Source organism: Pseudoxanthomonas sp. 68-E7 (assembly GCF_057773145.1).
In genome coordinates, this window is the sequence record NZ_JBYMTI010000003.1 from 329,870 (window position 1) to 352,075 (window position 22,206).

At 67.6% G+C, this 22,206-nt stretch carries 26 protein-coding genes; 9 read left to right on the forward strand and 17 right to left on the reverse strand.

The annotated features are described in order from the left end of the window. The first annotated feature begins 206 nt into the window (after positions 1-206). The 3 genes from AC3DE2_RS09525 (at position 207) to AC3DE2_RS09535 (ending at position 3,649) form a co-directional block, all read left to right on the forward strand. Entirely contained in the window at positions 207-1,166 is a 960-nt protein-coding gene (locus AC3DE2_RS09525; protein WP_488425998.1) for a TerC family protein, read from the forward strand. Between the two features lie 90 nt (positions 1,167-1,256). Continuing rightward, entirely contained in the window at positions 1,257-2,036 is a 780-nt protein-coding gene (locus tag AC3DE2_RS09530) for a rhomboid family intramembrane serine protease (protein WP_488425999.1), read from the forward strand. Between the two features lie 461 nt (positions 2,037-2,497). Then, positions 2,498-3,649 carry a glycoside hydrolase family 18 protein gene (locus AC3DE2_RS09535; RefSeq protein ID WP_488426000.1) on the forward strand — a complete coding sequence of 384 codons (1,152 nt, stop codon included), beginning with the start codon at positions 2,498-2,500 and terminating at the stop codon, positions 3,647-3,649. 197 nt (positions 3,650-3,846) lie between these two features. Here the strand turns inward: AC3DE2_RS09535 and AC3DE2_RS09540 are convergent, their stop codons facing one another. Further along, positions 3,847-6,123: a TonB-dependent receptor gene (locus AC3DE2_RS09540; protein WP_295376777.1), complete on the reverse strand. Its 2,277-nt coding sequence runs from the start codon at positions 6,121-6,123 to the stop codon at positions 3,847-3,849. Between the two features lie 237 nt (positions 6,124-6,360). Between AC3DE2_RS09540 and AC3DE2_RS09545 the strand changes: the two genes are divergently transcribed. After that, positions 6,361-7,380 (forward strand): TIGR00266 family protein, encoded by a 1,020-nt coding sequence (locus AC3DE2_RS09545; RefSeq protein WP_488426001.1) that lies wholly within the window; start codon positions 6,361-6,363, stop codon positions 7,378-7,380. Positions 7,381-7,513: 133 nt separating this feature from the next. Beyond that, entirely contained in the window at positions 7,514-8,533 is a 1,020-nt protein-coding gene (locus AC3DE2_RS09550; protein ID WP_488426002.1) for a patatin-like phospholipase family protein, read from the forward strand. Between the two features lie 51 nt (positions 8,534-8,584). Here AC3DE2_RS09550 and AC3DE2_RS09555 read toward each other — a convergent pair whose 3' ends face one another. After that, on the reverse strand, positions 8,585-9,199 hold the full coding sequence (locus AC3DE2_RS09555; protein WP_488426003.1) for an HD domain-containing protein: 615 nt from the start codon (positions 9,197-9,199) through the stop codon (positions 8,585-8,587). A 75-nt stretch (positions 9,200-9,274) separates the two neighbouring features. On the opposite strand from AC3DE2_RS09555, the gene AC3DE2_RS09560 reads away from it, so the two are divergent. After that, on the forward strand, positions 9,275-9,595 hold the full coding sequence (locus AC3DE2_RS09560) for a DUF7709 family protein (protein WP_488426004.1): 321 nt from the start codon (positions 9,275-9,277) through the stop codon (positions 9,593-9,595). Positions 9,596-9,617: 22 nt separating this feature from the next. Here the strand turns inward: AC3DE2_RS09560 and AC3DE2_RS09565 are convergent, their stop codons facing one another. Further along, complete coding sequence (locus tag AC3DE2_RS09565; RefSeq protein WP_295376769.1) at positions 9,618-10,013, reverse strand: DUF1801 domain-containing protein; 396 nt, start codon at positions 10,011-10,013, stop codon at positions 9,618-9,620. Between the two features lie 38 nt (positions 10,014-10,051). Then, positions 10,052-10,423: a winged helix-turn-helix transcriptional regulator gene (locus AC3DE2_RS09570; protein WP_488426005.1), complete on the reverse strand. Its 372-nt coding sequence runs from the start codon at positions 10,421-10,423 to the stop codon at positions 10,052-10,054. Between the two features lie 106 nt (positions 10,424-10,529). On the opposite strand from AC3DE2_RS09570, the gene AC3DE2_RS09575 reads away from it, so the two are divergent. Then, positions 10,530-10,847 (forward strand): DMT family transporter, encoded by a 318-nt coding sequence (locus tag AC3DE2_RS09575; protein ID WP_295376765.1) that lies wholly within the window; start codon positions 10,530-10,532, stop codon positions 10,845-10,847. Between the two features lie 9 nt (positions 10,848-10,856). Here AC3DE2_RS09575 and AC3DE2_RS09580 read toward each other — a convergent pair whose 3' ends face one another. From AC3DE2_RS09580 to AC3DE2_RS09610, 7 genes are all read right to left on the reverse strand, one after another. Beyond that, the gene (locus tag AC3DE2_RS09580; RefSeq protein ID WP_295376762.1) at positions 10,857-11,516 is read right to left on the reverse strand and encodes a glutathione S-transferase family protein; all 660 of its coding nucleotides are present in this window, start codon (positions 11,514-11,516) and stop codon (positions 10,857-10,859) included. Beyond that, entirely contained in the window at positions 11,513-11,899 is a 387-nt protein-coding gene (locus tag AC3DE2_RS09585; RefSeq protein ID WP_488426006.1) for a VOC family protein, read from the reverse strand. The genes AC3DE2_RS09580 and AC3DE2_RS09585 overlap by 4 nt, the downstream gene beginning before the upstream one ends. After that, entirely contained in the window at positions 11,896-12,291 is a 396-nt protein-coding gene (locus AC3DE2_RS09590) for a putative quinol monooxygenase (RefSeq protein ID WP_488426007.1), read from the reverse strand. Before AC3DE2_RS09590 ends, AC3DE2_RS09585 begins: the two co-directional genes overlap by 4 nt. Then, entirely contained in the window at positions 12,288-12,698 is a 411-nt protein-coding gene (locus tag AC3DE2_RS09595) for a GFA family protein (RefSeq protein ID WP_488426008.1), read from the reverse strand. The genes AC3DE2_RS09590 and AC3DE2_RS09595 overlap by 4 nt, the downstream gene beginning before the upstream one ends. A 118-nt stretch (positions 12,699-12,816) precedes the next feature. After that, positions 12,817-13,332 (reverse strand): GNAT family N-acetyltransferase, encoded by a 516-nt coding sequence (locus AC3DE2_RS09600; RefSeq protein WP_488426009.1) that lies wholly within the window; start codon positions 13,330-13,332, stop codon positions 12,817-12,819. A 25-nt stretch (positions 13,333-13,357) separates the two neighbouring features. Further along, positions 13,358-14,560 (reverse strand): lanthionine synthetase C family protein, encoded by a 1,203-nt coding sequence (locus AC3DE2_RS09605; RefSeq protein ID WP_488426010.1) that lies wholly within the window; start codon positions 14,558-14,560, stop codon positions 13,358-13,360. A 70-nt stretch (positions 14,561-14,630) separates the two neighbouring features. After that, entirely contained in the window at positions 14,631-15,122 is a 492-nt protein-coding gene (locus AC3DE2_RS09610; RefSeq protein WP_295376748.1) for an Lrp/AsnC family transcriptional regulator, read from the reverse strand. A gap of 129 nt (positions 15,123-15,251) precedes the next feature. Here AC3DE2_RS09610 and phhA point away from each other — a divergent pair, with 129 nt between their 5' ends. Beyond that, entirely contained in the window at positions 15,252-16,136 is an 885-nt protein-coding gene (phhA, locus tag AC3DE2_RS09615) for a phenylalanine 4-monooxygenase (RefSeq protein WP_488426011.1), read from the forward strand. 17 nt (positions 16,137-16,153) lie between these two features. Here the strand turns inward: phhA and AC3DE2_RS09620 are convergent, their stop codons facing one another. Next, positions 16,154-16,747: a hypothetical protein gene (locus AC3DE2_RS09620; RefSeq protein WP_488426012.1), complete on the reverse strand. Its 594-nt coding sequence runs from the start codon at positions 16,745-16,747 to the stop codon at positions 16,154-16,156. Next, on the reverse strand, positions 16,737-17,360 hold the full coding sequence (locus AC3DE2_RS09625; protein ID WP_488426013.1) for a hypothetical protein: 624 nt from the start codon (positions 17,358-17,360) through the stop codon (positions 16,737-16,739). Before AC3DE2_RS09625 ends, AC3DE2_RS09620 begins: the two co-directional genes overlap by 11 nt. A gap of 157 nt (positions 17,361-17,517) precedes the next feature. Between AC3DE2_RS09625 and AC3DE2_RS09630 the strand changes: the two genes are divergently transcribed. Then, entirely contained in the window at positions 17,518-19,629 is a 2,112-nt protein-coding gene (locus tag AC3DE2_RS09630; protein WP_488426014.1) for a TonB-dependent receptor family protein, read from the forward strand. A gap of 6 nt (positions 19,630-19,635) precedes the next feature. Here AC3DE2_RS09630 and AC3DE2_RS09635 read toward each other — a convergent pair whose 3' ends face one another. The 4 genes from AC3DE2_RS09635 to AC3DE2_RS09650 are packed head-to-tail and all read right to left on the reverse strand — an operon-like array spanning position 19,636 to position 22,131. Next, complete coding sequence (locus AC3DE2_RS09635) at positions 19,636-20,331, reverse strand: helix-turn-helix transcriptional regulator (protein WP_295376738.1); 696 nt, start codon at positions 20,329-20,331, stop codon at positions 19,636-19,638. A gap of 51 nt (positions 20,332-20,382) precedes the next feature. Beyond that, positions 20,383-21,177, reverse strand: coding sequence for an NIPSNAP family protein (locus AC3DE2_RS09640; RefSeq protein WP_488426015.1), 795 nt, complete (start codon positions 21,175-21,177; stop codon positions 20,383-20,385). Between the two features lie 4 nt (positions 21,178-21,181). Further along, positions 21,182-21,529 carry an NIPSNAP family protein gene (locus AC3DE2_RS09645; protein WP_440471063.1) on the reverse strand — a complete coding sequence of 116 codons (348 nt, stop codon included), beginning with the start codon at positions 21,527-21,529 and terminating at the stop codon, positions 21,182-21,184. Then, the gene (locus tag AC3DE2_RS09650) at positions 21,526-22,131 is read right to left on the reverse strand and encodes a hypothetical protein (RefSeq protein WP_488426016.1); all 606 of its coding nucleotides are present in this window, start codon (positions 22,129-22,131) and stop codon (positions 21,526-21,528) included. The genes AC3DE2_RS09645 and AC3DE2_RS09650 overlap by 4 nt, the downstream gene beginning before the upstream one ends. Positions 22,132-22,206 lie beyond the last annotated feature (75 nt).

A 22,206-nucleotide genomic window follows, 5' to 3' on the forward strand; every position in this document is an offset into this window, starting at 1 on the left:
CCTGAAAATCGCCGCCAGAAGGGGAGTAGCTCCCAACGTGCCGGCCGTCATTTCGAGCCTTCCAGCTCCGGTCCCACGGCAGCCAGAGACCTGGCTGTGAGCGAGACCTTCGCCGCAACGGCGAAGATCTGCCCCGGATTCCCCCCGATCCCGTGCATGCCTGTCGCCCTGCGGCCTGGTCTTGACTCTTTCCGACGGGAATTCCGATGCAAACGATAGGCAATCCGTGGTTGTGGGCCGGCTTCGCCGGCGTGGTGGTGATCGCGCTGCTGGTCGATCTGGTGCTGATGCGCCATGGCGGCGCGCACAAGGTGACCTTCAAGGAGGCGCTGTACTGGAGCCTGGGCTGGATCGGCCTGGCGCTGCTGTTCAATGCCGGCCTGTGGTGGTACCTCAACGAGACCGCCGGCGTGGCGATGGCCAACAAGGTCGGCCTGGAATTCCTCACCGGCTATCTGGTGGAGAAGTCGCTGGCGGTCGACAACATCTTCGTGTTCCTGATGCTGATGAGCTACTTCGCGGTGCCGGAGGAGCAGCGCCAGCGCGTGCTGGTGATCGGCATCCTCGGCGCGATCGTCCTGCGCAGCCTCCTGATCTTCGCCGGCGCCGCCCTGCTGGCCCACTTCCACTGGCTGCTGTACGTATTCGGCGCGTTCCTGCTGCTGACCGGCGTGAAGATGTGGTTCGCCGCCGGCAAGGAGCCGGATCTGGAACGCAATCCGGTGCTGCGCTGGATGCGCGGGCACCTGCCGCTTTCGCCCGACTATCACGGCGAGGCGCTGAGCGTCGTCCGCGACGGCAAGCGCTGGTACACGCCGCTGTTCGTGGTGCTGGTGCTGATCGGCGTCACCGACGTGATCTTCGCGGTGGACAGCATCCCGGCGATCTTCGCGATCACCGCCGACCCGTTCATCGTGCTGACCTCCAACGTGTTCGCGGTGCTGGGCCTGCGCGCGATGTTCTTCCTGCTGGCCGGCATGGCCGACCGCTTCCACCTGCTGCCCTACGGCCTGGCGGTGGTGCTGGCCTTCATCGGCACCAAGATGCTGCTGATCGACGTGTTCAAGATCCCGGTGCTGTGGTCGCTGGCCGGCGTGGCCGCGATCCTGGGCGTGACCATCGCCCTGAGCCTGGCCCGTCCGGCCCGGTCGGACACGCACGCCTGACCCAGGGGGACGGCCATCCCGCCCACGGGATGGTCTGTCCCCGCGCTCCGGCCCTTGCAAACGCCGGGGCCGGGCGCCATGCAGGAATCCATGGACGCGCATCATCCCGATCATCCGGCCTTCGATCCGGACACCCAGCGCCGGCATGACCGCCGACGCCTGCTGTGGGCGCTGAATCTCAGCCTGGCCTTCGTGCTGCTGCTGGCGATCGTGTTCTCGGCACAATCCAGTTTCGACTGGGCGCCGTTTGCCATCGCACCGCTGCAGGCGCAGGGGCTGATCGGCATCCTGACCGCGCCGCTGCTGCACGGATCGGTCGAGCACATCGCCGCCAACGCGACCGCCCTGCTGATGCTCGGCACCCTGGCCGGCGCGGTGTATCCGCGCGCCACCGCCTGCGCGGTGCCGCTGGTCTGGCTGGGCGCGGGGCTGGGACCGTGGTTGCTGGGCGAACCGGGCTCGCATCATCTGGGCGCGAGCGGCCTGACCCATGGCCTGATGTTCATGATCTTCATGCTCGGCGTGCTGCGCCGGGATCGCGCCGCGATCGCGGCCGGCATGATCGCGTTCCTGTTCTACGGCGGCATGGTGCTGAGCATCCTGCCGCAGGAACCCGGCGTGTCCTGGCAGGCCCACATGGGCGGTGCCGTCGGCGGCTTCATCGCCGCGATCCTGTTCCGCCGGCTGGATCCACCGCTGCCGCGCAAGCGCTACAGCTGGGAAGACGAAGAAGAATCGATGGCCCCGATTGACGACGAACTGGAACCGCCCGCGCCGCGCGAAGTACCGGTGCTGTGGATACGTCCGCAGGACGATGGCGTGCGCGGGGTGGTGCTGCGCTTTCCGCCGCGCGATCCGCCTGGGCAGTAAGTCGCTGGTCCGTCTAAGCGGTTCAAGCGCGCTCCTGTTGCTGCTTCGAGCGGATGGAGAGAGTCGCGACTGACGTCGCTCCTACACCGCCGGGATTCGCAGCACCGTGTCCTGTGGGAACGACGTGAGTCGCGAGCTTTTGATTTCCCGGCGGAACGGGTTGTCGCGACTGACGTCGCGCCTACACGGCCGGGATCCGTGGCGCTGTGTCCTGTAGGAGCGACGTGAGCCGCGACCACGTTTCGACGGAATGACGAAACATCATCCGCATTCGACCTTGCTGTCCGCGCCATGTCCTGCCGTCATCCGAACGGACATCCGAAGGCGCCCGGCAGCCATCGCATGACCTTTCATCGCATCAGCATGACGTCATCGTGGACATTCAGCGCTATCGCGACCCGCATCGCTTCCACCCTGTGAAAGTAATCGTATATTGGCGACCCCGCTTGGAGTCGTGATACATGAGCAGATTGATTCGATCAGGGTGGTTGGCACTGGGATTCGTTTTCGCGATCGGTGCCGTTGAAGCGCACGCCGCGCAAGTGGACGACGATCCGGAATACCGGGTGATTGGCTACGTATCCGATGGCGAAAAGCTGCCGCCGATCAGCGCGCGCAAGCTGGACGTCATCAACTTCGCCTTCGCCCACGTCAATCCGCAGCACGAAGTATTCCTTCCCCGCGAGACCGCGACGCGATCGCTGGCGGGGCTGACCGCGCTGCGCAAGGACAATCCGGATCTGAAGATCGTGCTGTCGATAGGCGGCTGGGGCGCCGGGAACTTTTCCGAAGCGGCGGCCACCGAAGCCGCACGCGCGCGCTTCGCCGACACCGCGGTGGAGCTGGTGCGCCGGCATGATCTGGACGGCCTGGACATCGACTGGGAGTATCCCGGCCATCCAGGCCCGGGCATCAGCTACAGCGCCGACGACAAGGCCAACTTCCCGCTGATGCTGGAAGCGGTGCGTGCAAAGCTGGACGCGCTCGGCAAGACCCAGGGCGACCGCCATTATCTGTTGACCATCGCCGCCGCCGATGGCGACGCGGCGCGTGGCCTCGACATTCCGCGCATCTCGGCGATCCTGGACTGGATCAACCTGATGACCTACGACTTCTACGGCAGCCTCAAGCGCACCACCGGCCACCACGCCGGCCTGCGTCCTTCGCGCACGGCCGAGCCCGGCAGTCGCAACACGGTGCAGGCGGTGGAGGAATTCCTCGCCGGCGGCGTGCCACCGCGCAAACTGCATGTGGGCCTGGCGTTCTACGGCCGCACCTTCGACGAGGTGACCGACGGCAACAACGGCCTGGACCGACCCTTCGCCAGCGGCGGCGGTTTCATTTCCTGGCGGGAGATCGCGCGCAGCCGCCTGGACAAGGAAGGCTATGTCCGGCATTGGGACGAAGACGCGCAGGCCGCCTGGCTGTGGAATCCGCGGTTGCGCAAGATGATCAGCTACGAGGACCCGCAGGCCCTGCGCGCCAAGGTCGCCTACGTGCGCGAGAAGGGCCTGGGTGGCGTGATGTATTGGGAACAGAGCAATGACCCGGACGAGCAGTTGCTCGATGTGGCGCGCGAAGCGCTGTTCTCCGGTTCGTCCGCCACGCAGTAACGGCCGGGACGCGTCCCGCTTCTTTTTCGCGTGGGATTTATCCTGCCAGGACGACGTGAGTCGCGAAGGCAGTCACCGGAATCAGTGTGCGGGAAGGTATCGCGACTGGCGTCGCTCCTGCCGCGGAACTCGCATGGCAGCCCGCATGGGACTGCCGCATCCCGCTCCGCCGGCCATCCGGCGGAGCGGGCGATGCCTCAGAACTTCATCGTGAACTCGGCGCCGACGGTGCGCGGCTCGTTGATGAAGCCGGTCAGGTTGTTGAAGTCGATGGCGCCGACGATGCGGGTCTGGTCGGTGATGTTGCGGCCGAACAGCGCCACTTCGTAGTCACCGTAGTTCCAGCCGTAGCCGATGCGCAGGCCGCCTTCCAGCGAGGACTTGCCGGTGAATTCCACCGACTCGTACAGGAAGAAGTTCACTTCGCTGCGGTAGGCCCAGTCGGTGTAGAAGTACAGCTCGGCGCCATCGCCCATCGGCACGCTGTAGCGCGCGGTCAGGTTGTGCACCCACTTCGGCGCCTGCGGCAGCGGGTTGCCGTTGATGCGGGCGAAGCCGTTGACGATCGGATCGGTGACCGTGCAACCGCCACCGCACGGCGCCACGCCCAGATCGGCGTCCTTGATCTCGGTGTCGTTGTAGCTGCTGCCGAAGGTCACCAGCAGGTTGTCCAGGACGTAGGCCTCCAGATCCAGCTCGAAGCCCTGGCCGATGGTCTTGTCGGCGTTGAGCAGGTTGGCCTGGTTGGTGCCGCCGCCGACCGCGATCAGCTGCTGGCCATCCACGTCGTAGCGGAATACGTTGAAGCCCAGGCGCGCGCGCTTGTCCCACAGGTCCGCCTTGACGCCGGCCTCGTAGGAAATCACTTCCTCCGAGTCGGCCTTGGTCACGGTGCCGAAGGCCACGCGACCCTGGATCGACGGCGCGCGGAAACCCTTTGCGACGCGCGCGTAGAAGTTCACGCTGTCATTGAACGCGTAAACCGCGCTGGCATCCCAGCTGACATCGTCCACGTCGGTGCGCTCGCGGAACGGGCCGCCCACCGGCGAACCGCCCGGCACGGCCTGCAGCACGCTGGCGCTGAAATCCTTCTCGTCCTGGGTGTAGCGCACGCCGCCGCGCAGCTTCAGTTTGTCGGTGGCCTGGTATTCACCGGAGGCGAACACCGCCCAGGCCTTGTTCTCCTGCTCCTGGATGGCGTGCCCGCTCTGCGGGTTGCCCGACGCCAGCGAGTCGTAGTTGAAGCTGTCGATGCGGATGTCTTCCTTGAACCAGAACAGGCCGGCCTGCCAGTTGAACCTGCCGCTGTAGTCCGATTCCAGGCGGAACTCCTGGGTGAGCTGCTTGTGGTGCGGCAGGCCGTCGGCCGATTCGGACGGGAAGCGCGCGCCGATCAGCGGCTGGCCGGCGTCGGTGCCGTCGGCCGGATTGAAGTCGAAGGTGTAGACGTAGCCGCCGTCGATGTCGCCGCGGTTGAGCGATTCGGCGGTCTCGTAGCCGCTGATCGAATACAGGTTGTAGTCGCCCAGATCCCAGCGCAGGCGGGCGCTGCCGCCCCAGGTGTCGAGCTCGGAGAAGTTCACGCCGTCGGTGTACATCTTGTCCTTGTCGAAACCCGGCACGAAGTCATTCGTGCCCGGCTTGATGATGTTGGCGCGGAACAGGCGGGCGGTGCCGTTGAGGTGGCGCTTGTGCAGGTTGAACAGGCCCTCGAACGCGTCGCCCTCGTACAGGAACTGCACGCGCGCGGCGGACTCGTCATAGCCTTCGGCGCCGCGATCCACGCCGGCCGGGTTCTGGTTCTTCACCCAGTCTTCCTTGCGCTGGTACAGCGCGGAGACGCGCGCCGACCAGCGCTCGCTGAGCGGACCACCGATGGCGCCCTCGAAGTTCCACATGTTGTCGGTGCCGTAGGACAGCTGGGCATAGCCGTCCAGTTCGCGGGTCGGCTTGGCCGATTCGAACTTGACCACGCCGGCCGGGGTGTTGCGGCCGAACAGCGTGCCCTGCGGGCCGCGCAGCACTTCGATGCGTTCCAGATCGAAGATCGGGAAGCCCTTCAGCAGCGGGCTTTCCTGGACCACTTCGTCATACACCAGCGAGACCGGCTGCGAGGCGTTGAGATCGAAGTCGGTGTTGCCCAGGCCACGGATGTAGAAGCGCGGGAACGCGCGGCCGTAGGACGATTCGATGTTGAGGCTGGGCACGCGCGCGGACAGGAAGCGGATGTCATTGCCGCCCGATCCCAGCACGTCGAGCTTTTCGCTGCTGACGCTGGAGATGGAGACCGGGACGTCCTGGATGTTCTCGACCTTGCGTTGCGCGGTCACCTGCACGGTGTCCAGCGTCGAGGCTTCAGTCTTGGGAGCGGGCGTGGCCGCTTCCTGTGCAAGGACGCTGCCGAACGGCAGCAGCGCGGCGATGGCGAAGGCAAGGCGGTGCGGCCGCACGGCGGCGGAGCGGAGTCGGGACATGGCGATGGCTTTCCGGTGGGTGGTCGGGGCGGCGGGCGCCGCATAGCACGCGAATGTTGCATTACAGCAACAGCCGGGGCAATGGCCGGAAGTCCTGTTCATGCCGAAGGTAACGGGGATCCCGCCCACCCGCGACCGCGGTCGCGATCCGACCGTACCGGGCAGGACTTCCGGGTATGTCGCGGCGGGCCGCGGCGCGGCTAGACTCGCGGCTCTTCCCACCCCCCGGACGCCCTCATGAGCCAGTGGTATTTCCATAGTCCCAATGATCAGCAGCGGGTCGGTCCGCTGGACGACGAAGCCGCCCGCCGCCATGCCCAGCTCAACCCCGGCGCGCTGGCCTGGCGCGAGGGCATGCGTGAATGGAAGGCGGTGCGCGAGGTGCCGGAACTGGGCGGCGCGGCCAGCACCCCGCCGCATGTGCCGCCGCTGCCGGGTTCCGGCGGCCGCCGCGGCGCCGACGAGATCGATTTCCGCATCGTCGGCCACGACATGCAGTTCGTCGAGGTCGAACTGGATCCGGGCGAGAGCGCGATCGCCGAGGCCGGCGCGCTGATGTTCAAGGACGGCACGGTGCAGATGGACACCGTGTTCGGCAATGGCTCGCACAGTGGCCAGGGCGGCGGTTTCATGGACAAGCTGCTGTCCGCCGGCAAGCGCGTGCTGACCGGCGAGAGCCTGTTCACCACGGTGTTCACCCATACCGGCACCGGCAAGGCCAAGGTCGCGTTCGCCGCGCCCTACCCCGGCACGGTGCTGGCGATGAAGCTGGACGAGCACGGTGGCACCCTGATCTGCCAGAAGGACAGCTTCCTGGCCGGCGCGCGCGGCGTCAGCGTGGGCATCCACTTCCAGCGCAAGATCCTCACCGGCCTGTTCGGCGGCGAAGGTTTCATCATGCAGAAGCTGGAAGGCGACGGCTGGGTGTTCGTGCACGCCGGCGGCACCGTGGTCGAACGCGAACTCCGGGCCGGCGAACGCATCGATGTCGACACCGGCTGCGTGGTCGCCTACCACGCCAGCGTGAACATGGACGTGCGCCCGGTCAGCGGCATCAAGAGCATGTTCTTCGGTGGCGAAGGCGTGTTCCTGGCCACCCTGACCGGTCCGGGCAAGGTGTGGATGCAGTCGCTGCCGTTCTCGCGCCTGGCCGGCCGCATGCTGCAGGCCGCGCCGCAGGGCGGCGGGCAGGCGCGCGGCGAAGGTTCGGTGCTGGGCGGGCTGGGCCGGATCCTGGATGGCGACAACAGCTTCTGAAACGGCGGTGGCGGGGATACGCCCCCTCTCCGTCAACTGATCTGCGCGTCCCCGGCTTCCCGCCGTCCCGGTAGGAAGCCATTGGGCCGGTACGCGGTATCCTGCGCGGCCAGTCCACTTCGCCTGCACGTTCATGAATCCGCTTCGCCCGCGCCTGTCCTGGTTGCTGCCGCTGGTCCTGCTCGCTGCTTGCGGCGGCAACACCAGGCCCTCGCCGCCGCCCGCCGCGGTCACGCCCGTCGCGCCGGTGCCGCCACCATCGCCGATTCGCGTCGGCGTGGCCCTGGGCGGCGGCGCGGCAAAGGGGTTCGCCCACATCGGCGTGATCAAGATGCTGGAAGCCAACGGCATCCAGCCGGAAGTGGTCTCCGGCACCAGCGCCGGCAGCGTGGTCGGCGCGCTGTACGCCAGCGGCATGGATCCGTTCCAGATGCAGAAGCAGGCGTTCGCGCTGGATGAAACCAAAATCCGCGACGTGCGCCTGTTCTCCGGCGGCCTGGTGCAGGGCCAGGCGTTGCAGGACTACGTCAACGGCCTGCTCGGCAAGCGCCCGATCGAGAAGCTGAAGAAGCCCTTCGCCGCGGTCGCCACCCAACTGGAAACCGGCGAGCGCACCGTGTTCGTGCGCGGCAACGTCGGCCAGGCGGTGCGGGCGTCCAGCAGCATTCCCGGGGTGTTCGAACCGGTGGTGATCGGCAAGGCCACCTATGTCGATGGCGGCGTGGTCAGCCCGGTGCCGGTGGACGCCGCGCGCCAGCTTGGCGCGGACTTCGTGATCGCGGTGGATATCTCGACCAAGGCACCGGGCACCCGCCCGGGCAGCATGCTGGGCATCGTCAACCAGTCGATCACGATCATGGGCCAGAAGTTGGGTGAACAGGAGCTAGCGCGTGCGGACATCGTCATCCGTCCCCGCGTCAACGAGATCGGTCCGGCGGACTTCGAGCAGAAGAACAACGCGATCCTGGAAGGCGAACGCGCGGCGATGGCGGTGATGCCGCAGATCCACGAGAAGCTGGAACAGCTGCGCAAGCAGCGCCTGGCCGCGCATGCGGCGAAACTGGCGCCGGTCGCGCCGCCCAAGCCCGCCGAATGCGACGACGAAGGCTTCCGCCTGGGCAAGCTGTGGGGCGGCAAGAAGAAATGCGAGTAGCGCGGCGCCTGTTCCGCTGATCGTCACCCCGGGCGCCAGCCGGGACCGGCGCTACGACACCGCGCGTGCCAGGTTCTCCCGCGCGCGCGCTTCCAGCCGATCATGGAAATGCGGGGTCGAGTACAGCCGCGGACGATTCAGGAAGCCGCGCAGGATCTCGCGCCGCTTGTGCCGGAACAGCCAACCGGGCACGAAGGCATACTCGCTCCGGATCTGCGCCTCGTATTCGGCGAACCGATCCGGCGCCGCGCCGAGGATCGCCAGATCCACGTCCACCAGCAGCTGCGCGTCGGCGTCCCGCGGCACCGCGTCGTGGCGGGTCGCCATGACCAGCGCGTGGACGCGATCCGCGGCGGTGATGTCGACTTCCGCGTCCACCAGCGCCTCGCGCGCCCAGTCGGCGCTGCGCACCTCGTTGTCGGATCGCTTCAACTCGTAGATGGCGTCGTGGAACCACAACGCCAGCTCGACCTCGTGCGGCCGATGGGCCAGCGCGCGCGCCTCGTCGAAGGCGGCCAGGCATTCACCGAGGTGCTGCAGCGTGTGGTAGTGGCGCTGCGGCTCGCGGTAGCAGGCCAGCAATTGTTCGAACCAGGCCAGGCCATCGCCGAGGGCGCCGATGCCTCGCCAGGCGCGCTGCCAGGACGGTTGCAGGTGTTCTCTCATGGGCGCGAGTCTACGCCCTTGTCCGCGCGCGATCCGCCCGCATCCTTGCAGGCATCCCCGTCACCGGAACATCGCATGTCCCTGCCCTCCCCGCCTGACGATCTGGCCGCCATCAACCGCAAGATCGTCGCCGAGGGCGAAGTGCTGCCCGCGGTCGTCCTCAAGGACGGCAGTCGCGTGCAGACCGGCACGGTCGCCACGCTGCTGCACAACATCACCCGCTACAACGCCGGCGAACGCGGCACGGTCGAACGCGAACTGGCGGCGGCGATACCGACCTTGTTCAAGGTCGGCCTGTTCGATTTGTTCCCGCCAGCGGAATGGATGGCCGGCGACAATCCCGGCCGGCGTCTCGTCGGCGAACTCGCGCGGGCGCACCAGACCGACCACGCGTGATCACGCGCGGCGCCCACATCGCCTAGAGCAGGCGGATCCACTGCCGCAGCACGGCCTCGAACGCCGATTGACGGCGGCGCAGCTCGTCCATGCCGGCAAAGGCGACGCGTGCGCGGTCCGGCCCCAGCCATTCGAGCAGTCCGTCCGGGTCGTCGATCGCCGGCCGCTGTTCGGGCGCTCGCGTCTTCGCGCCCAGGTGCAGGATCACCCCGATGCCCTGCCTGGCCCGCAGATGGGTGGTGGCGAAGTACTCGTCCAGGCGCCAGCTCGGCGCGTTCCATTTGATGCCTTCGGCGATGCGCGGATCCACGCCGGTCACGATGCCGCGCAGCACCTCCACTTCCGCCTTGCAGGGATGGACAAGCGCGGCCATGAAGACATCGACGGCCGCGGTGGTATCGGTGGCTTTGCGGTGCATGCTTCGACGCTCCTGTCACCCGGGATCGGGTCCGCCGATTATTCCGGTTGTGCCGGTCCCCGGTCATGCTGCGCCCGCGCTTGGATCAACGCCGCCTTGTGCTGTTCCGCCCAGCGATCCAGCCCGACCAGGGTGCGATCCAGCGAATGGCCCAGCGCGGTGAGCCGGTACTCCACGCTCGGCGGCACCGTGCCGTGGTCGATGCGCGCGATGAGGCCGTTGCGCTCCAGCTCGCGCAGGTTCTGGGTCAGCACTTTCTGCGACACGCCGTCGATGCGCCGGAGCAAGGCGTTGTTGCGTACGGGACCGCGTGCCAGCTCGGTGAGGACCGGCAGCGCCCATTTGCCCGCCAGCAATGCCATCACGGCCCGCGACGGGCACGCGGCGGCATCGGTTTCCAGCGTTGGCATCGTCGCAATGGGCTGGCCACTGTCCATGGGCACCTCGAAGTGCGTACTTGTACGGCATCCAGTGTGTGGTCAGGCTGGGCGCCCTTCAAGTGAACCGGAGTCCGCCATGGCGTGGTGGCTGTTGATCCTCGCCGGCCTGATGGAAATCGTCATGGCCGGCGCCCTCAAATCCGCACAAGGGTGGACGCGTCCCGTGCCCGGCGTGCTCGGCATCGTCGCCGCGCTGGTCAGTATCTACCTGCTGACCCTTGCGATCCGCGATCTGCCCACCGGCACCGCGTATGCGGTCTGGACCGGCATCGGCGCGATCGGCGTCGCGGCGCTGGGCATCTTCGCCTACGGCGACAGCCCCTCGCCCGCCCGGCTGGGCTGCATGGCGCTGATCCTGCTCGGCATCGTCGGCCTGCGCTGGCTGGAGGCGTAAGAGACGCGCCTAGGCCCCGTAGTCGTCCAGGTAGACCGGTGGCAGCGCTTCGGCCTCGCGCAGCCATTCGCGCACTGCCGGCCGGGACAGCAGGCGCTGGGCCCAGTCAACGACCTGCGGCCAGGCGCTGGCGTCGACATCGTGCGCGAACAAGCGCCACAGCACGGGCACGAACGCCAGGTCCGCCAGCGACAGCGCCCCGCACAGATAGGGCCCACCGCTGTGCCCGAGCGCCTGCTGGCAGGCCGCCAGGATGCGCCCGGCCTCGGCCTGTTCCTGGGTCGTCATGCGCCGCCGCTGCGGATAGAAAGCGCTTTCGAATGACAGCCGGCCGCACAGGCCGGACAGGCCCGAGTGCACCCAGGCCAGCAGCGCGCGTGCCCGTGCGCGGTCGCGGATGTCGGCGGGCAGCAAGGGCGATTCACCCAGTTCACTGGCGTATTCCATGATCGCGAGCGAGTCGTGGATGACGGCATCCCCGTCCACCAGCACCGGGACGGCCGCCGGCGGCGAGAACGCGGCGATGCGGGCGAGGTTCTCGAAGCGCTGCGGCTTGCGGATGTCGACGATGTGTTCCTCGAACGCGATGCCCTGTTCGCGCAGCGCCAGCCACGCCCGGAAGGCCCAGCTGGACGCGTTGCGGGTACCGCTGTAGAGGATGCGGCTCATGCGCCGAGGTCCCCGTAAGGTCCGGCCACGACCACGACATAGCCGTCCGGATCGCGCAGCCAGATTTCGCGGTGCCGCGCGTTCGGATTGACCTTCGGGCCTTCCAGCACTTCCGCGTCGGCCTCGCGCACACGGCGGAGCGCGGCGTCGAAGTCGTCGGCCAGGAACCACAGCAGCACGCCGTTGCCCCGGGCGAGATCGGCCCGGCCCAGGTGCGGGTGCGCATGCGCTTCCCATCGGTGCAACTGCAGGACCATCTCGTCGCCGGCCATCAACTGTTCGTAGTCATCGCCGCCATGCCCGCTCGCCAGTCCCAGCGTGGCTTGGTACCAATGCCGGCTGGCGGCGATGTCGTTGACCGCGATCAGTGGCTGCGGCTTCATGCCGGTGCGCCCGCCAGTCCATGACCGCCGACGGGTTCGGTTTCGAAATGCTCGCCGAAGCCCGCGATCAGCGGCTTGGCACGCGCGATGACGTGCTGCACCGCCGGCAGCGACAGCGATGCCTGGTGGCTGGCGGCGCTGTCCCAGACCTCGGTGATCCAGATGCCGTCGGCATCGCCCGGATCCCGCGCGACGATATAGCTCAGGCAACCGGGCATGGCGCCCACGTCTTCCAGCATCAGGGCGATCAGCGCATCGCGCTGGCCGGCCACCGCCTTCATCTTTCCGATCAATCCGTACATCGCTTGTCCTCCCAGGGTGCCCGCCGGCAGGCGCGTGGACATCATCACCAGCGCCGCGCCCGCGCCGGCCAACAGGTCGCGGCGTTTCATGTCTTTGCAGGCTCGCGATCCGAGGGGTGGTTCACCCCGTCCTCGACCGGCACCTCGCCCATCGCGAACGGATTGACCCCCTCCAGGCAGCCAACGTTGTAGCCGTATTCGTTGGGGTCGGATCGGCGCTGGTGGTGCGTATAGATGCCGCAGCGCGAGCAGAAGTAGTGCCGCGCGACCCGGGTGTTGAACTGGTACAGGCTCAGCACGTCTTCGCCCTGCACCACCCGCAGGCCCGCCAGCGGCACCGAGGCGACGATGGCGCCCTTGCGCCGGCACAGCGAGCAGTCGCAGCGACGCGGCTTGACGATGCCATCGGGCAGATCCAGTTCCAGCACCACCGCGCCGCAATGACAGCGGGCGCGATGGGTGGCCTGGATGGGAACGCCACCGACTTCGCGGATCATGCCGTGCCTGCCCGGGATGCCGGCGTGCCGCGCCGGCGGGCCGCCAGTGTAGTACGCGGCCCGTGACGGAGGTCGGGGCGACTCGTCGTCCGTCCCGGCGCTTTCCGTTCCGGCGGCGTCACTGTTCCGGCTCCGTTGCCGGCCGATCCAGCGTCTTGAACATCACATGGGCATCCACCCACCCCGCGCGTGCGTGGCGGAAGGCGCCGGGCAGCGTGCCGACGATGTCAAAGCCCAACCGCCGGTAGAGTTCCACCGCCGCCGCGTTGGTGCTGACCACGTAGTTGAACTGGATGCCGCGAAAGCCCGCCTCGCGCGCGCGCTGCAGGCTGTGTTCGACCAGGCGCCGGCCAATGCCCCTGCCCTGCGCGGCGGGCGCGACCGCGTAGGTGGCGCTGGCGATGTGCGCGCCACGCCCGGCATGGTTGGCGCCCATCTTGTACATGCCGACGACCTCCCCGTCCCGCTCCGCCACCCACGCCGCGTGCGCGCCGAACCAGTGATCGCGGAAGGTGTCGCGGTCGAAGTGTTCGTCGAACGGCAAGGCGTCGCCCGGGGCGATCACTGCCTGGAAGATCGTCCACATGGCGTCCAGGTCGGCAGTGGTCGCCGGTCGCACGTCAAGTTCTCCCATGATTCCGCTCCTGCATGTCGAACCCTCAGAACACTTCCAGACCCGGGAACCTGGCCTGCGCCTGCACGCAGTCGGCCAGATAGACGGCGATTCCGGCATCGCCGGTCCACAGCGAGTTGCGTGGCTGGCCATGCAAGCGCAGATCCCGCTGCTGCTGGACCAACGCATGCATCGCGAACGCGCGCGAACGCTCCAGCCACAGGACATCGCCGCTGCGTTCAAACAGCTTGAGCAGCGCATAGCCGTTGCCGGCGGTGCCGTGGCAGAGATTGCCTCCCTTGGCGAGCGGTCCGGCGCGCCAGATCGCCTCGCCTGCCCGCTCCAGCAGATGATCCAATGCCGCGTCGGCGATGTCAGCGGCGCCGATCACGATACCGGGCGCGCCGTGGCAAACCTGCATCAGCCATTTTCCGCCGCCCTCCCGTTCGAACAGTTGCGGCCGCCAGTTCACCCCGCCGTCCTCGTGGACGGCGGTTCGATGCAGGGTGTCGAGCAGGCGCTCCCGCCAGGCTTCCCAAGTGCCGACCTCGAGCAACTCGCGGCCCCGCGCCAGCGCCAGCGCGACGCCGGCCAGGCCATGCGCGAGGCCGAGGTAGCTGGACTCTCGTCCATACAGTTGCTGCGGGATGTAGTGGCAGCCCGGCGCATCCGTGTACCGCCATGCCTGCCAAAGCGCATCGGTGGTCTGTCGGAACAGGTCCCGCCAACCGGCCTGTCCGGTCCTTTCATGCATCAGCCACGCGGCCAGCAGCGTGCCGGGCGCTCCCCACATGAGCTCGTGCGAAGGATGCCGCGCATTGCCTTCGATCAGGCGCGCGAGCATCGTTTGCGTCCACGGCGCCTGCGTCGCCGCATGCAACATCATCAGGATCGGCGTTTCTCCCATCAGCAGGGACGCCGGTTCGCGCAAGCCATTGGTCTCGAGCCAGGCGCGATGCCGCGCCAGCAGTTGTTCCGGTTCCAGCGCATCGTCGTACCGCAACCGGACGAACCCCCGTGCCTGCAAATGCCACAGCGCCCAGATCACGCCGGCCGCGCCGTAGTAGAACGCAGTCGCGCCATCGGGCTCGCCGTCGGTTTCACGATCCAGTGGATGGAGCGGCCAACCCAGACCAGGCACATGTGCCGCTTCAATTCCGCTCACGATCACCGCGATCGCTTCGCGGACCCGGGTTTCGTCCCAAGCGGGTGCGCGCAACGGTTGGTGGCGCTCGGGATCGTGAAGCATGCAAGACGCGGGAAGTGGCGGAGGAATGATCGCGGCAACGAAGCACGCGGCCGTCTGCGAAGCGCGCAGCTTACAGCGGCGCCCGCTCCTTCGGCAGCGGCCAGCCGCCGAACGCCTTCACCGTGCGCAGCACGAAGCTGGAATTGACGTCGGCCACCCCGCTGGCATCCAGCAGCTTGTCCAGCAGGAAGCGCGAGAAGTGTTCCAGATCCTGCACCACCACGTGCAGCAGGTAGTCCATGTCGCCGGTGAGCGCATGGCAGGTGACCACCTCGTCCCAGTGCCGGACCTTGTCGGCGAACAGCGCCACCCCGCTCTGCTCGTGTTTTTCCAGTTGCACGCGCACGAACGCCTGCAGGCCCAGGCCGACGCTCTTGGGGTCCACCAGCGCGGCATAACCACCGATGACCCCCGCCGCCTCCAGCCGCTGGATCCGGCGCAGGCAGGCCGACGGGGACAGGTTCACCTGGGCGGCGATCTCCGAATTGGGCGCGCGGCCCTGTTTCTGCAGCAGGGCCAGCAGCCGCAGGTCGGTCCGGTCCAGGGCGACGGATTCGGCCATTTGTTGCCTCGCAACATCATTTGACGCAACAAGATTGCGCCACAATCCCTACAACACGCAACTTTGCAACCCCATTGCGCGCCCCCGGCGCTAGCATGCAGTCGACCGATTTCCGCCCCGGAGCCCGCCATGAACGAACCCCGCCGCGTCGAGCACCAGCAGACCGACAAGGGCTACGTGCCGGTCTATACGACCGCCGTGGTGGAGCAGCCGGCCGACTATCCGGCCGCCGACCACGACACCTGGGGCAAGCTGTACGAACGCCAGCGCGAGCTGCTGGTCGGTCGCGCCTGCGACGAATTCCTGCAGGCGCAGGACGCGATGGGCATGAGCCCGGATCGCATCCCGCGCTTCAGCGAGCTCAACCGGGTGCTGAAGGCCGCCACCGGCTGGACCCTGATCGGGGTCGAGGGCCTGCTGCCGGAACTGGATTTCTTCGATCACCTGGCCAACCGGCGCTTCCCGGTCACCTGGTGGATCCGTCGCCCGGACCAGATCGACTACATCGCCGAGCCGGATCTGTTCCATGACCTGTTCGGCCACGTGCCGCTGCTGATGAACCCGGTGTTCGCCGACTACATGGAGGCCTACGGCAAGGGCGGGGTGAAGGCGCACGGCATCGACCCGGAGGCGCTGGTCCACCTGACCCGGCTGTACTGGTACACGGTGGAATTCGGTCTGATCAACACGCCGGACGGCCTGCGCATCTACGGCGCCGGCATCGTCTCGTCCAAGGGCGAATCGCTGTACTCACTGGAGTCGCCGGCACCCAACCGGATCGGCTTCGATCTGGAGCGTCTGATGCGCACCCGCTACCGCATCGACACCTACCAGAAGACCTACTTCGTCATCGACAGCTTCGAGCAGCTGATGGACGCCACCGCCCCCGATTTCACCCCGATCTACGCGCGCCTGGCCCACCAGGAGGCGATCCCGGCCGGCGACGTGCGCGAGGGCGACCGGGTGTTCACCCGCGGCACCGGCGAAGGCTGGCTGGCCGAAGGCGACGTGTAGGCCGCCGCCACCGACGTCTACACCCTGATGATGCGGTCAGCCTCTTCGGCATCCACGTTGATCAGCGCTTGGGCGGACGACTCGGTTTCTGCATTGCCGGGCAGGCAACCGCTCTTGTAGATGTAAGGAAACAGCGTCCCCAGCTTGTGCGTCAGCCAGGCGGCGGCGGCGCCGCCGACCACGACCGCGATGGCTTTCATCGGCGAGGAGGGCCAGGTTTCCAGCGCGAACAATGCGATCAGGGGCGTTGCGAGGCACGCGATTCCCCATCCCATCAGCCGGTCAAGACGCTTCATTTGCTGTCGGTAGCGCCCGCCTTCGGTTTTCCAGCAATAGAGGGATCCATCCGTCAGGTTGCGCATGGCGACGACCACCAGAACCCCATTCTCCAAGCGCCCGGCGACCTGTACGCGGTCACCACTGCGTAGATAGAGCGCGGTATCGGCCTGCAAGTTGAGATAGGCCGGATGACCATCGACGCGGCATTCAACATCATGGAATTCACGGCGAGCAAAGAATGAGTGGTTCACGCCGACAATCAGTTCGCTGGTGATTCTTTCCCTGCGAACGACGTTGCTGACGACTCCTTCCAGAACTTCGCTACAGCGCATCGGAAGAATCCTTCGCGACGTCGGGGGATGAAACCATCGCTTCCCGACGTGCACGGAAATAGACGAAACGGTCTTTCGAGCGCAGATCCCAAAGGCCGAACAGGGCGAGGCCGAGCAGAAGCGCCGAAGCGAATATTGACGCGATACCCGGCAATACGATCCAGGCGGAGTCCGACCGCCCGCTCACATCCAGATACAATGCGCCGCACCCGAAACCCAGCAGCGTCACTCCAGCCACCAGCCACCAAAGAACCGCACGCAGCGTTTCGCGCGGATTGCCTCCCCAAGGATTCAATGACACCCGCGGCTGAAAGGCCCACGCGATCGTACGACGTCCAGGCGGTTGGTTGCGATAGGCCAGGACGATGCGTTCCTGGATTCGCAGTAGCGAGAAGGTGGACTTATCGCTGCCCGGCAGCAAATCAAGTTCACTGGAAAGGATGAAGTAATGCTCGCCGCCGATCCGGAGGCGATATCCGGGTGAGAAACGGCTAGCCAGGGCTGTCCAATGCAGGTCCAGCGAATTCTTCTCCACCGCTTCCAATATCCCCTCCACGACAGGGACCTGCGTTCCCTTTCGCGTGAGCAGGCGTATCCACAGCTCTATCAGCATGATTCCCGTTCGGAGGTAAAAGACGGCGGAGCGTAGCCGCGACGCCCCGGAGCAGGACATGGGAAACGTCTGAAAATGCGATGACGCGTGGTCTACTTGCGACAGAACGAATGCACCCGGTTTCCCGTAGGGTGCAGCCAGCCCATAGAATGCGCACATGACGCATCTACCGCGCGCCGCGCTGGCGCTGGCCCTACTCATCGCCTTGCCGGCGGCGGCGCAGGACACCGCGCGCACGCTGGACCGCGTCACCGTGCAGGCCACGCGGCTGGAAGTGGTACCCGCGTTCGACACCCCGGCCTCGCTGGATGTGATCGATCTGCGCGAAGACGCGGCGACCCCCGGGGTCAATCTGTCCGAACGCCTCGGCGGCGTGCCGGGATTGCTGGCGCGTGACCGCCAGAACTACGCCCAGGATACCCAGCTGTCGATTCGTGGTTTCGGCGCGCGGGCGACCTTCGGCGTGCGTGGCGTGCGCCTGTATGCCGACGGCATTCCGGCCACGCTGCCGGACGGGCAGGGCCAGCTGTCGCATTTCAACCTGATGGGCGCCGAGCGGGTGGAAGTGCTGCGCGGTCCGTTCTCGGCGCTGTATGGAAACTCCTCCGGCGGCGTGGTGCAGCTGTCCAGCGCGCGCGGCGAGGCGCCCGGCGAACTGCGCGTGCAGGGCTCGGTTGGCAGCCATGCGACGCGCACGCTGGGCGCGCGCTGGTCGGGCGCGCAGGGCGGGGTGCATTACAACCTCGCGGCCAGCGTGTTCGAGACCGACGGCTATCGCGATCACAGCGCGGCGCGGCGCGAGTCGTTCAACGGCAAGCTCGGCCTGGATTTGCCCGGTGACGGCACGCTGGATCTGGTGCTCAACCATTTCGACTCGCCGCGCGCGCAGGATCCGCTCGGCCTGACCCGGGCGCAGTGGCGCGCGGATCCGGCACAGGCGGTCGCCGCCGCGCACCAGTTCAACACCCGCAAGTCGGTGCGCCAGGATCAGTTCGGGCTGGTGCTGGATCAGCCGCTGGGCGAAGGTCATCGCCTGCATGCGACCGCCTACGCCGGCACCCGCGACGTCGAGCAGTTCCTGCCGCTGCCCGTCGGTGCGCAGGGCAATCCGCTCAACAGCGGCGGCGTCATCGATCTGGACAACGACCAGGCGGGCGTCGATGCGCGCTGGTCATGGCAGGGCGAACTGGCGGCGCGCCCGTTCGAGGCCACCGTGGGCGTGAACGCGGATCGCCAGCGACAGCACCGGCGCGGCTACGAGAACTTCGTCGGTACGGCATGGGGCGTGCGTGGCCGGCCTCGCCGCGACGAGCGCAACCAGGTGGAGAACGTGGACCAGTACGCGCAGGCGTGGTGGCGCTTGGCCGATCGCTGGTCGCTGTTGGCCGGTGCGCGCCACAGCGCGGTCCGCTTCGATTCCCGCGATCACTATGTGACCGCGTCCAATCCCGACGACAGTGGTCGCGTGCGCTATACCGAGACCACGCCGGTCGCCGGGGTGATGTTCGACGCCGGCGACGACTGGCGGGTCTACCTGTCGAGCGGACGCGGCTTCGAGACCCCGACCTTCAACGAGCTCGGCTATCGCGCCGACGGCGGCGCCGGGCTGGCACTGGATCTGCGACCGGCCATCAGCCGGCATTGGGAGCTCGGCAGCAAATGGCGCTGGCCCGGCGGAGAACTGGCCATCGCGCTGTTCCGCGCCGACACCGACGACGAGCTGTCGGTGGCCAGCAACCTGGGCGGACGCAGCACCTACCGCAACGTGGGACGCGCGCGGCGGCAGGGCGCGGAAGCAAGCCTGCGCGCATCCTTCGGTGATCACTGGCAATGGCAGGCAGCCTGGACCTGGCTGGATGCGGAATTCCGCGACAGCTTCCTGACCTGCGCGCGTAGCGGTTGCGCGGTGCCGGACACGCCGGTGAAGGCCGGCGCCGCGATTCCCGGCACCGCGCGGCAACAGTTCTTCGGCCGGCTTGAATGGCGATCCGCCGGCTGGAGCGCCGCGGCCGAGGCGGTCGCGCAGGATCGGGTGAGCGTGAACGACATCGGCAGCGAGCGGGCACCCGGCTATGCGCTGCTGCACCTGGAAGCCGCGCATCGCTGGCGTTTCGGCGACGACACGCTGCGCGCGTTCCTGCGCGTGGACAATGTGCTGGACCAACGGTATGTCGGCTCGGTGATCGTCAACGAAGGAAACGGCCGCTACTACGAACCGGGACCCGACCGGGGCTTCCTGCTCGGCCTGGAGTGGCGCAGGGCGCCCTGACGCGGATCAGGCGTCGGACGGCGGCGGTCCGACCCGGCGGAAATAGGCGTCCAGGCCGCGCTCCGGATCGTCGTCGAAGATCTCGCCGGTTTCATCCAGCTGGAGGATGCGATCGGGCCGGAAGTTGCGGAAGTCGCCGCGATACCGGCACCAGGCGCCGAGGGTCCAGCTGCCGCCCCAGAACGCCAGGCACAGCGGTTCCACGTCGCGCCGGGTTTCCTCGCCGGAATGATCGGCATAGCGGAACCGCAGCACGCGTCGCTGCTCGATGGCCTCGTGCAGGCGATCCAGCAGCCCGGTGGACTCGAAGCGATCCTTGAGCTCCGGCGCGTAGATGCGGGTGCGCTGCGCGCGCGCCTGCAGATCCGGCGGCAGTACCGCCTGGATCTTCAGCAGCGCCGAACGCGCGCCCACCGAAAGCCGCTGGCCACCGAAGGCCCGCACGAAGCGCGTGCCAACCACCAGGGCTTCGAGTTCGTCGGCGTTGAACATCAGCGGCGGAATGTCCGCGCCCTTGCGCAGCAGGTAACCGACGCCGGCTTCGCCTTCGATCGGAACGCCCGACAATTGCAGGTCGGCCACGTCGCGATAGACGGTGCGCAGCGAGACCGCCAGGGTCTCGGCAAGCGTACGGGCGGGCAGGGCGGTGCGGCGTCCACGCAGGGCATGGATGATCAGGAACAGGCGGTCGGCGCGGCGCATGCCGGCATCATCCCTTGCCGGCGGCGGTGGACGCAAAGGGCGGCACGCATCTCAATCCTCCGTGTCGGCGGCGACGTCGCGGCCGATCCGCGAACGCGCGGTCGGCACCAATCGCAGCAGGTCGGTGCGGTGCGGCTGCGCGCCGATCCGCCACGCGGCCTGGAGCTGCCGGTCGCAGCGCTCGTGGGTGGCCTCGTCGGCGAACTGCAGGACGCAGGCGAACACATGCTCGCCCTCGCGCACGGGCAGCGCGGGATAGTCGTTGGGCGCCGCGCCGGTCACCAGCGTGGCCAGCACCCGCGCATGCATGTCCTCCAGCCAGGGCCGCTGGATCTGTTCGAAGTGGGCCAGCCATTCCGCATTCACCGGTGCATCGAAGTAGTGCAGGCAGATGACGATGCGCACCTGTTCCGGCGCCTCCGCACCCTTCGGCGGCGGCGGCGTGGACACGGCCAGCGCGGGTCCCCCGGCGGTCGGACACAGCAGCAGCACATTGTCCGAATCGATCATCGTCGCGTTGGCCGCGTCGCGATGCGCGTGCCACGCCGGCCCCTGATAGAACCGCCCCAGCGCCTCCCGCCGCGCCGCCATGTCGGCGAACCCGCGCAGCCACACGAAACGATCCGGTTCGTCGAGATCGCGGAACTGGCCGAGCAGCACCATGCCCGCCGCTTCCTGGGTCTCGATGAATTCCCGTTCGAACAGCGCGATGAGTTCGTCGCGTCGCCCCGGATGCAGGGTGTATTGGCGCAGCTCGATCACGCCGGGAACGAAGGGAGCGGCCGAGGGCGCGGGCGGGAGCCGCCAGGGCGCGTGGATCGGGGAAGGGGACAGGGTATCCAGCATGGGTTCACTCCAGGCGCAGGGTGTCGAGGGCGGCGGCGTCCATTTCCAGCACCACCGACAGGTACTCTTCGATCATGTCGAGCACGGCCTGGCGCGGTCCTTCGCGCCATTCCGCGCTGCCGTAGAACGCGTCCTGCTCGCGCTGGCGCGCCTCCAGATCCGCATAGGCGCGGATCAGCAGGTACGAGGCGCCGTCATGGGACGAGGGCCCATGGCGGACCACGTCCATCCGCCAGCGCCGCAGCATCGGCATGACCGTGGTGGCGACCAGCCGGTGGAACGCATCGCGGGTGCCGGGACGCAGACGGTAGCTGCGGATTTCGACTGTGCGCGTGGAAGACGATGCGCTCACGCCGCCTCCCGGGTCAGGTACATGTGCCAGTTGGTTTCCCAGTGGCCGCCGCGATCCGGCGAGAACGCCTGTTCCCAGTGCGCGCTGTCGGCCTGGATGTCGTGCCAGCGGAACCGCACCCACACTTCGCGGCCCTTGTGGCGATCGCGGCCGAGGAAGGTTCCCACGCCATCCTGGAAACGTCCGACGACGGGAGGTTCGAGCAGGCCCTGCTGGTTGTTGGCCCAGTACAGGCTCCACTGGCGCCGCGACGGGTCGTACAGGCGCAGGGTCATGCCGCGATAGCCGCCGGCCCAGTCGGTGATGAACTCGTCCAGGTTGCCGATGCCGCCCAGCACGGGACCGCAGTGCTGGCGCGCATCGAAACTTTCCCAGTCCTCGCAGCCCGCCAGCCGCTCTTTCAGCCGGACATTGCGCACGTGCCAGCGGCCATGCAGGAAATCGAAATCGTGCCGGCCCTCGGTGGGCAGCTCGTGCCCGGGCGAAGCCGGATAGGTGATCTGCTCGCCGCTGACCAGGTTGCGGCCCAGTCCGGCGACATACGCCTGGAATGCGCGCGGCAGCAGTTCCTGTGCGCGCGCCGTCAAACTGCGGGGAGTCATGCGCTTTCCTCCTGAAATGGCAGGCAGCCATCCTGCGGGGGCGCTGCTGACAGCGTGGTGTCAGCAGCCAACGAC

Coding starts and splice junctions, on each gene's coding strand:
- AC3DE2_RS09635 (WP_295376738.1), bottom strand. CDS start 20,331: ATGCGCCGCGCCGACCGCCTGTTCCTGATCATCCATGCCCTGCGTGGA.
- AC3DE2_RS09590 (WP_488426007.1), bottom strand. CDS start 12,291: ATGAAACGCCGCGACCTGTTGGCCGGCGCGGGCGCGGCGCTGGTGATG.
- AC3DE2_RS09550 (WP_488426002.1), top strand. CDS start 7,514: ATGAATCCGCTTCGCCCGCGCCTGTCCTGGTTGCTGCCGCTGGTCCTG.
- AC3DE2_RS09545 (WP_488426001.1), top strand. CDS start 6,361: ATGAGCCAGTGGTATTTCCATAGTCCCAATGATCAGCAGCGGGTCGGT.
- AC3DE2_RS09605 (WP_488426010.1), bottom strand. CDS start 14,560: ATGCTTCACGATCCCGAGCGCCACCAACCGTTGCGCGCACCCGCTTGG.
- AC3DE2_RS09530 (WP_488425999.1), top strand. CDS start 1,257: ATGGACGCGCATCATCCCGATCATCCGGCCTTCGATCCGGACACCCAG.
- AC3DE2_RS09580 (WP_295376762.1), bottom strand. CDS start 11,516: ATGAGCCGCATCCTCTACAGCGGTACCCGCAACGCGTCCAGCTGGGCC.
- AC3DE2_RS09570 (WP_488426005.1), bottom strand. CDS start 10,423: ATGCCAACGCTGGAAACCGATGCCGCCGCGTGCCCGTCGCGGGCCGTG.
- AC3DE2_RS09565 (WP_295376769.1), bottom strand. CDS start 10,013: ATGCACCGCAAAGCCACCGATACCACCGCGGCCGTCGATGTCTTCATG.
- AC3DE2_RS09535 (WP_488426000.1), top strand. CDS start 2,498: ATGAGCAGATTGATTCGATCAGGGTGGTTGGCACTGGGATTCGTTTTC.
- AC3DE2_RS09595 (WP_488426008.1), bottom strand. CDS start 12,698: ATGATCCGCGAAGTCGGTGGCGTTCCCATCCAGGCCACCCATCGCGCC.
- phhA (WP_488426011.1), top strand. CDS start 15,252: ATGAACGAACCCCGCCGCGTCGAGCACCAGCAGACCGACAAGGGCTAC.
- AC3DE2_RS09640 (WP_488426015.1), bottom strand. CDS start 21,177: ATGCTGGATACCCTGTCCCCTTCCCCGATCCACGCGCCCTGGCGGCTC.
- AC3DE2_RS09525 (WP_488425998.1), top strand. CDS start 207: ATGCAAACGATAGGCAATCCGTGGTTGTGGGCCGGCTTCGCCGGCGTG.
- AC3DE2_RS09560 (WP_488426004.1), top strand. CDS start 9,275: ATGTCCCTGCCCTCCCCGCCTGACGATCTGGCCGCCATCAACCGCAAG.
- AC3DE2_RS09630 (WP_488426014.1), top strand. CDS start 17,518: ATGACGCATCTACCGCGCGCCGCGCTGGCGCTGGCCCTACTCATCGCC.
- AC3DE2_RS09540 (WP_295376777.1), bottom strand. CDS start 6,123: ATGTCCCGACTCCGCTCCGCCGCCGTGCGGCCGCACCGCCTTGCCTTC.
- AC3DE2_RS09620 (WP_488426012.1), bottom strand. CDS start 16,747: ATGCGCTGTAGCGAAGTTCTGGAAGGAGTCGTCAGCAACGTCGTTCGC.
- AC3DE2_RS09625 (WP_488426013.1), bottom strand. CDS start 17,360: ATGCTGATAGAGCTGTGGATACGCCTGCTCACGCGAAAGGGAACGCAG.
- AC3DE2_RS09575 (WP_295376765.1), top strand. CDS start 10,530: ATGGCGTGGTGGCTGTTGATCCTCGCCGGCCTGATGGAAATCGTCATG.
- AC3DE2_RS09610 (WP_295376748.1), bottom strand. CDS start 15,122: ATGGCCGAATCCGTCGCCCTGGACCGGACCGACCTGCGGCTGCTGGCC.
- AC3DE2_RS09650 (WP_488426016.1), bottom strand. CDS start 22,131: ATGACTCCCCGCAGTTTGACGGCGCGCGCACAGGAACTGCTGCCGCGC.
- AC3DE2_RS09585 (WP_488426006.1), bottom strand. CDS start 11,899: ATGAAGCCGCAGCCACTGATCGCGGTCAACGACATCGCCGCCAGCCGG.
- AC3DE2_RS09600 (WP_488426009.1), bottom strand. CDS start 13,332: ATGGGAGAACTTGACGTGCGACCGGCGACCACTGCCGACCTGGACGCC.
- AC3DE2_RS09555 (WP_488426003.1), bottom strand. CDS start 9,199: ATGAGAGAACACCTGCAACCGTCCTGGCAGCGCGCCTGGCGAGGCATC.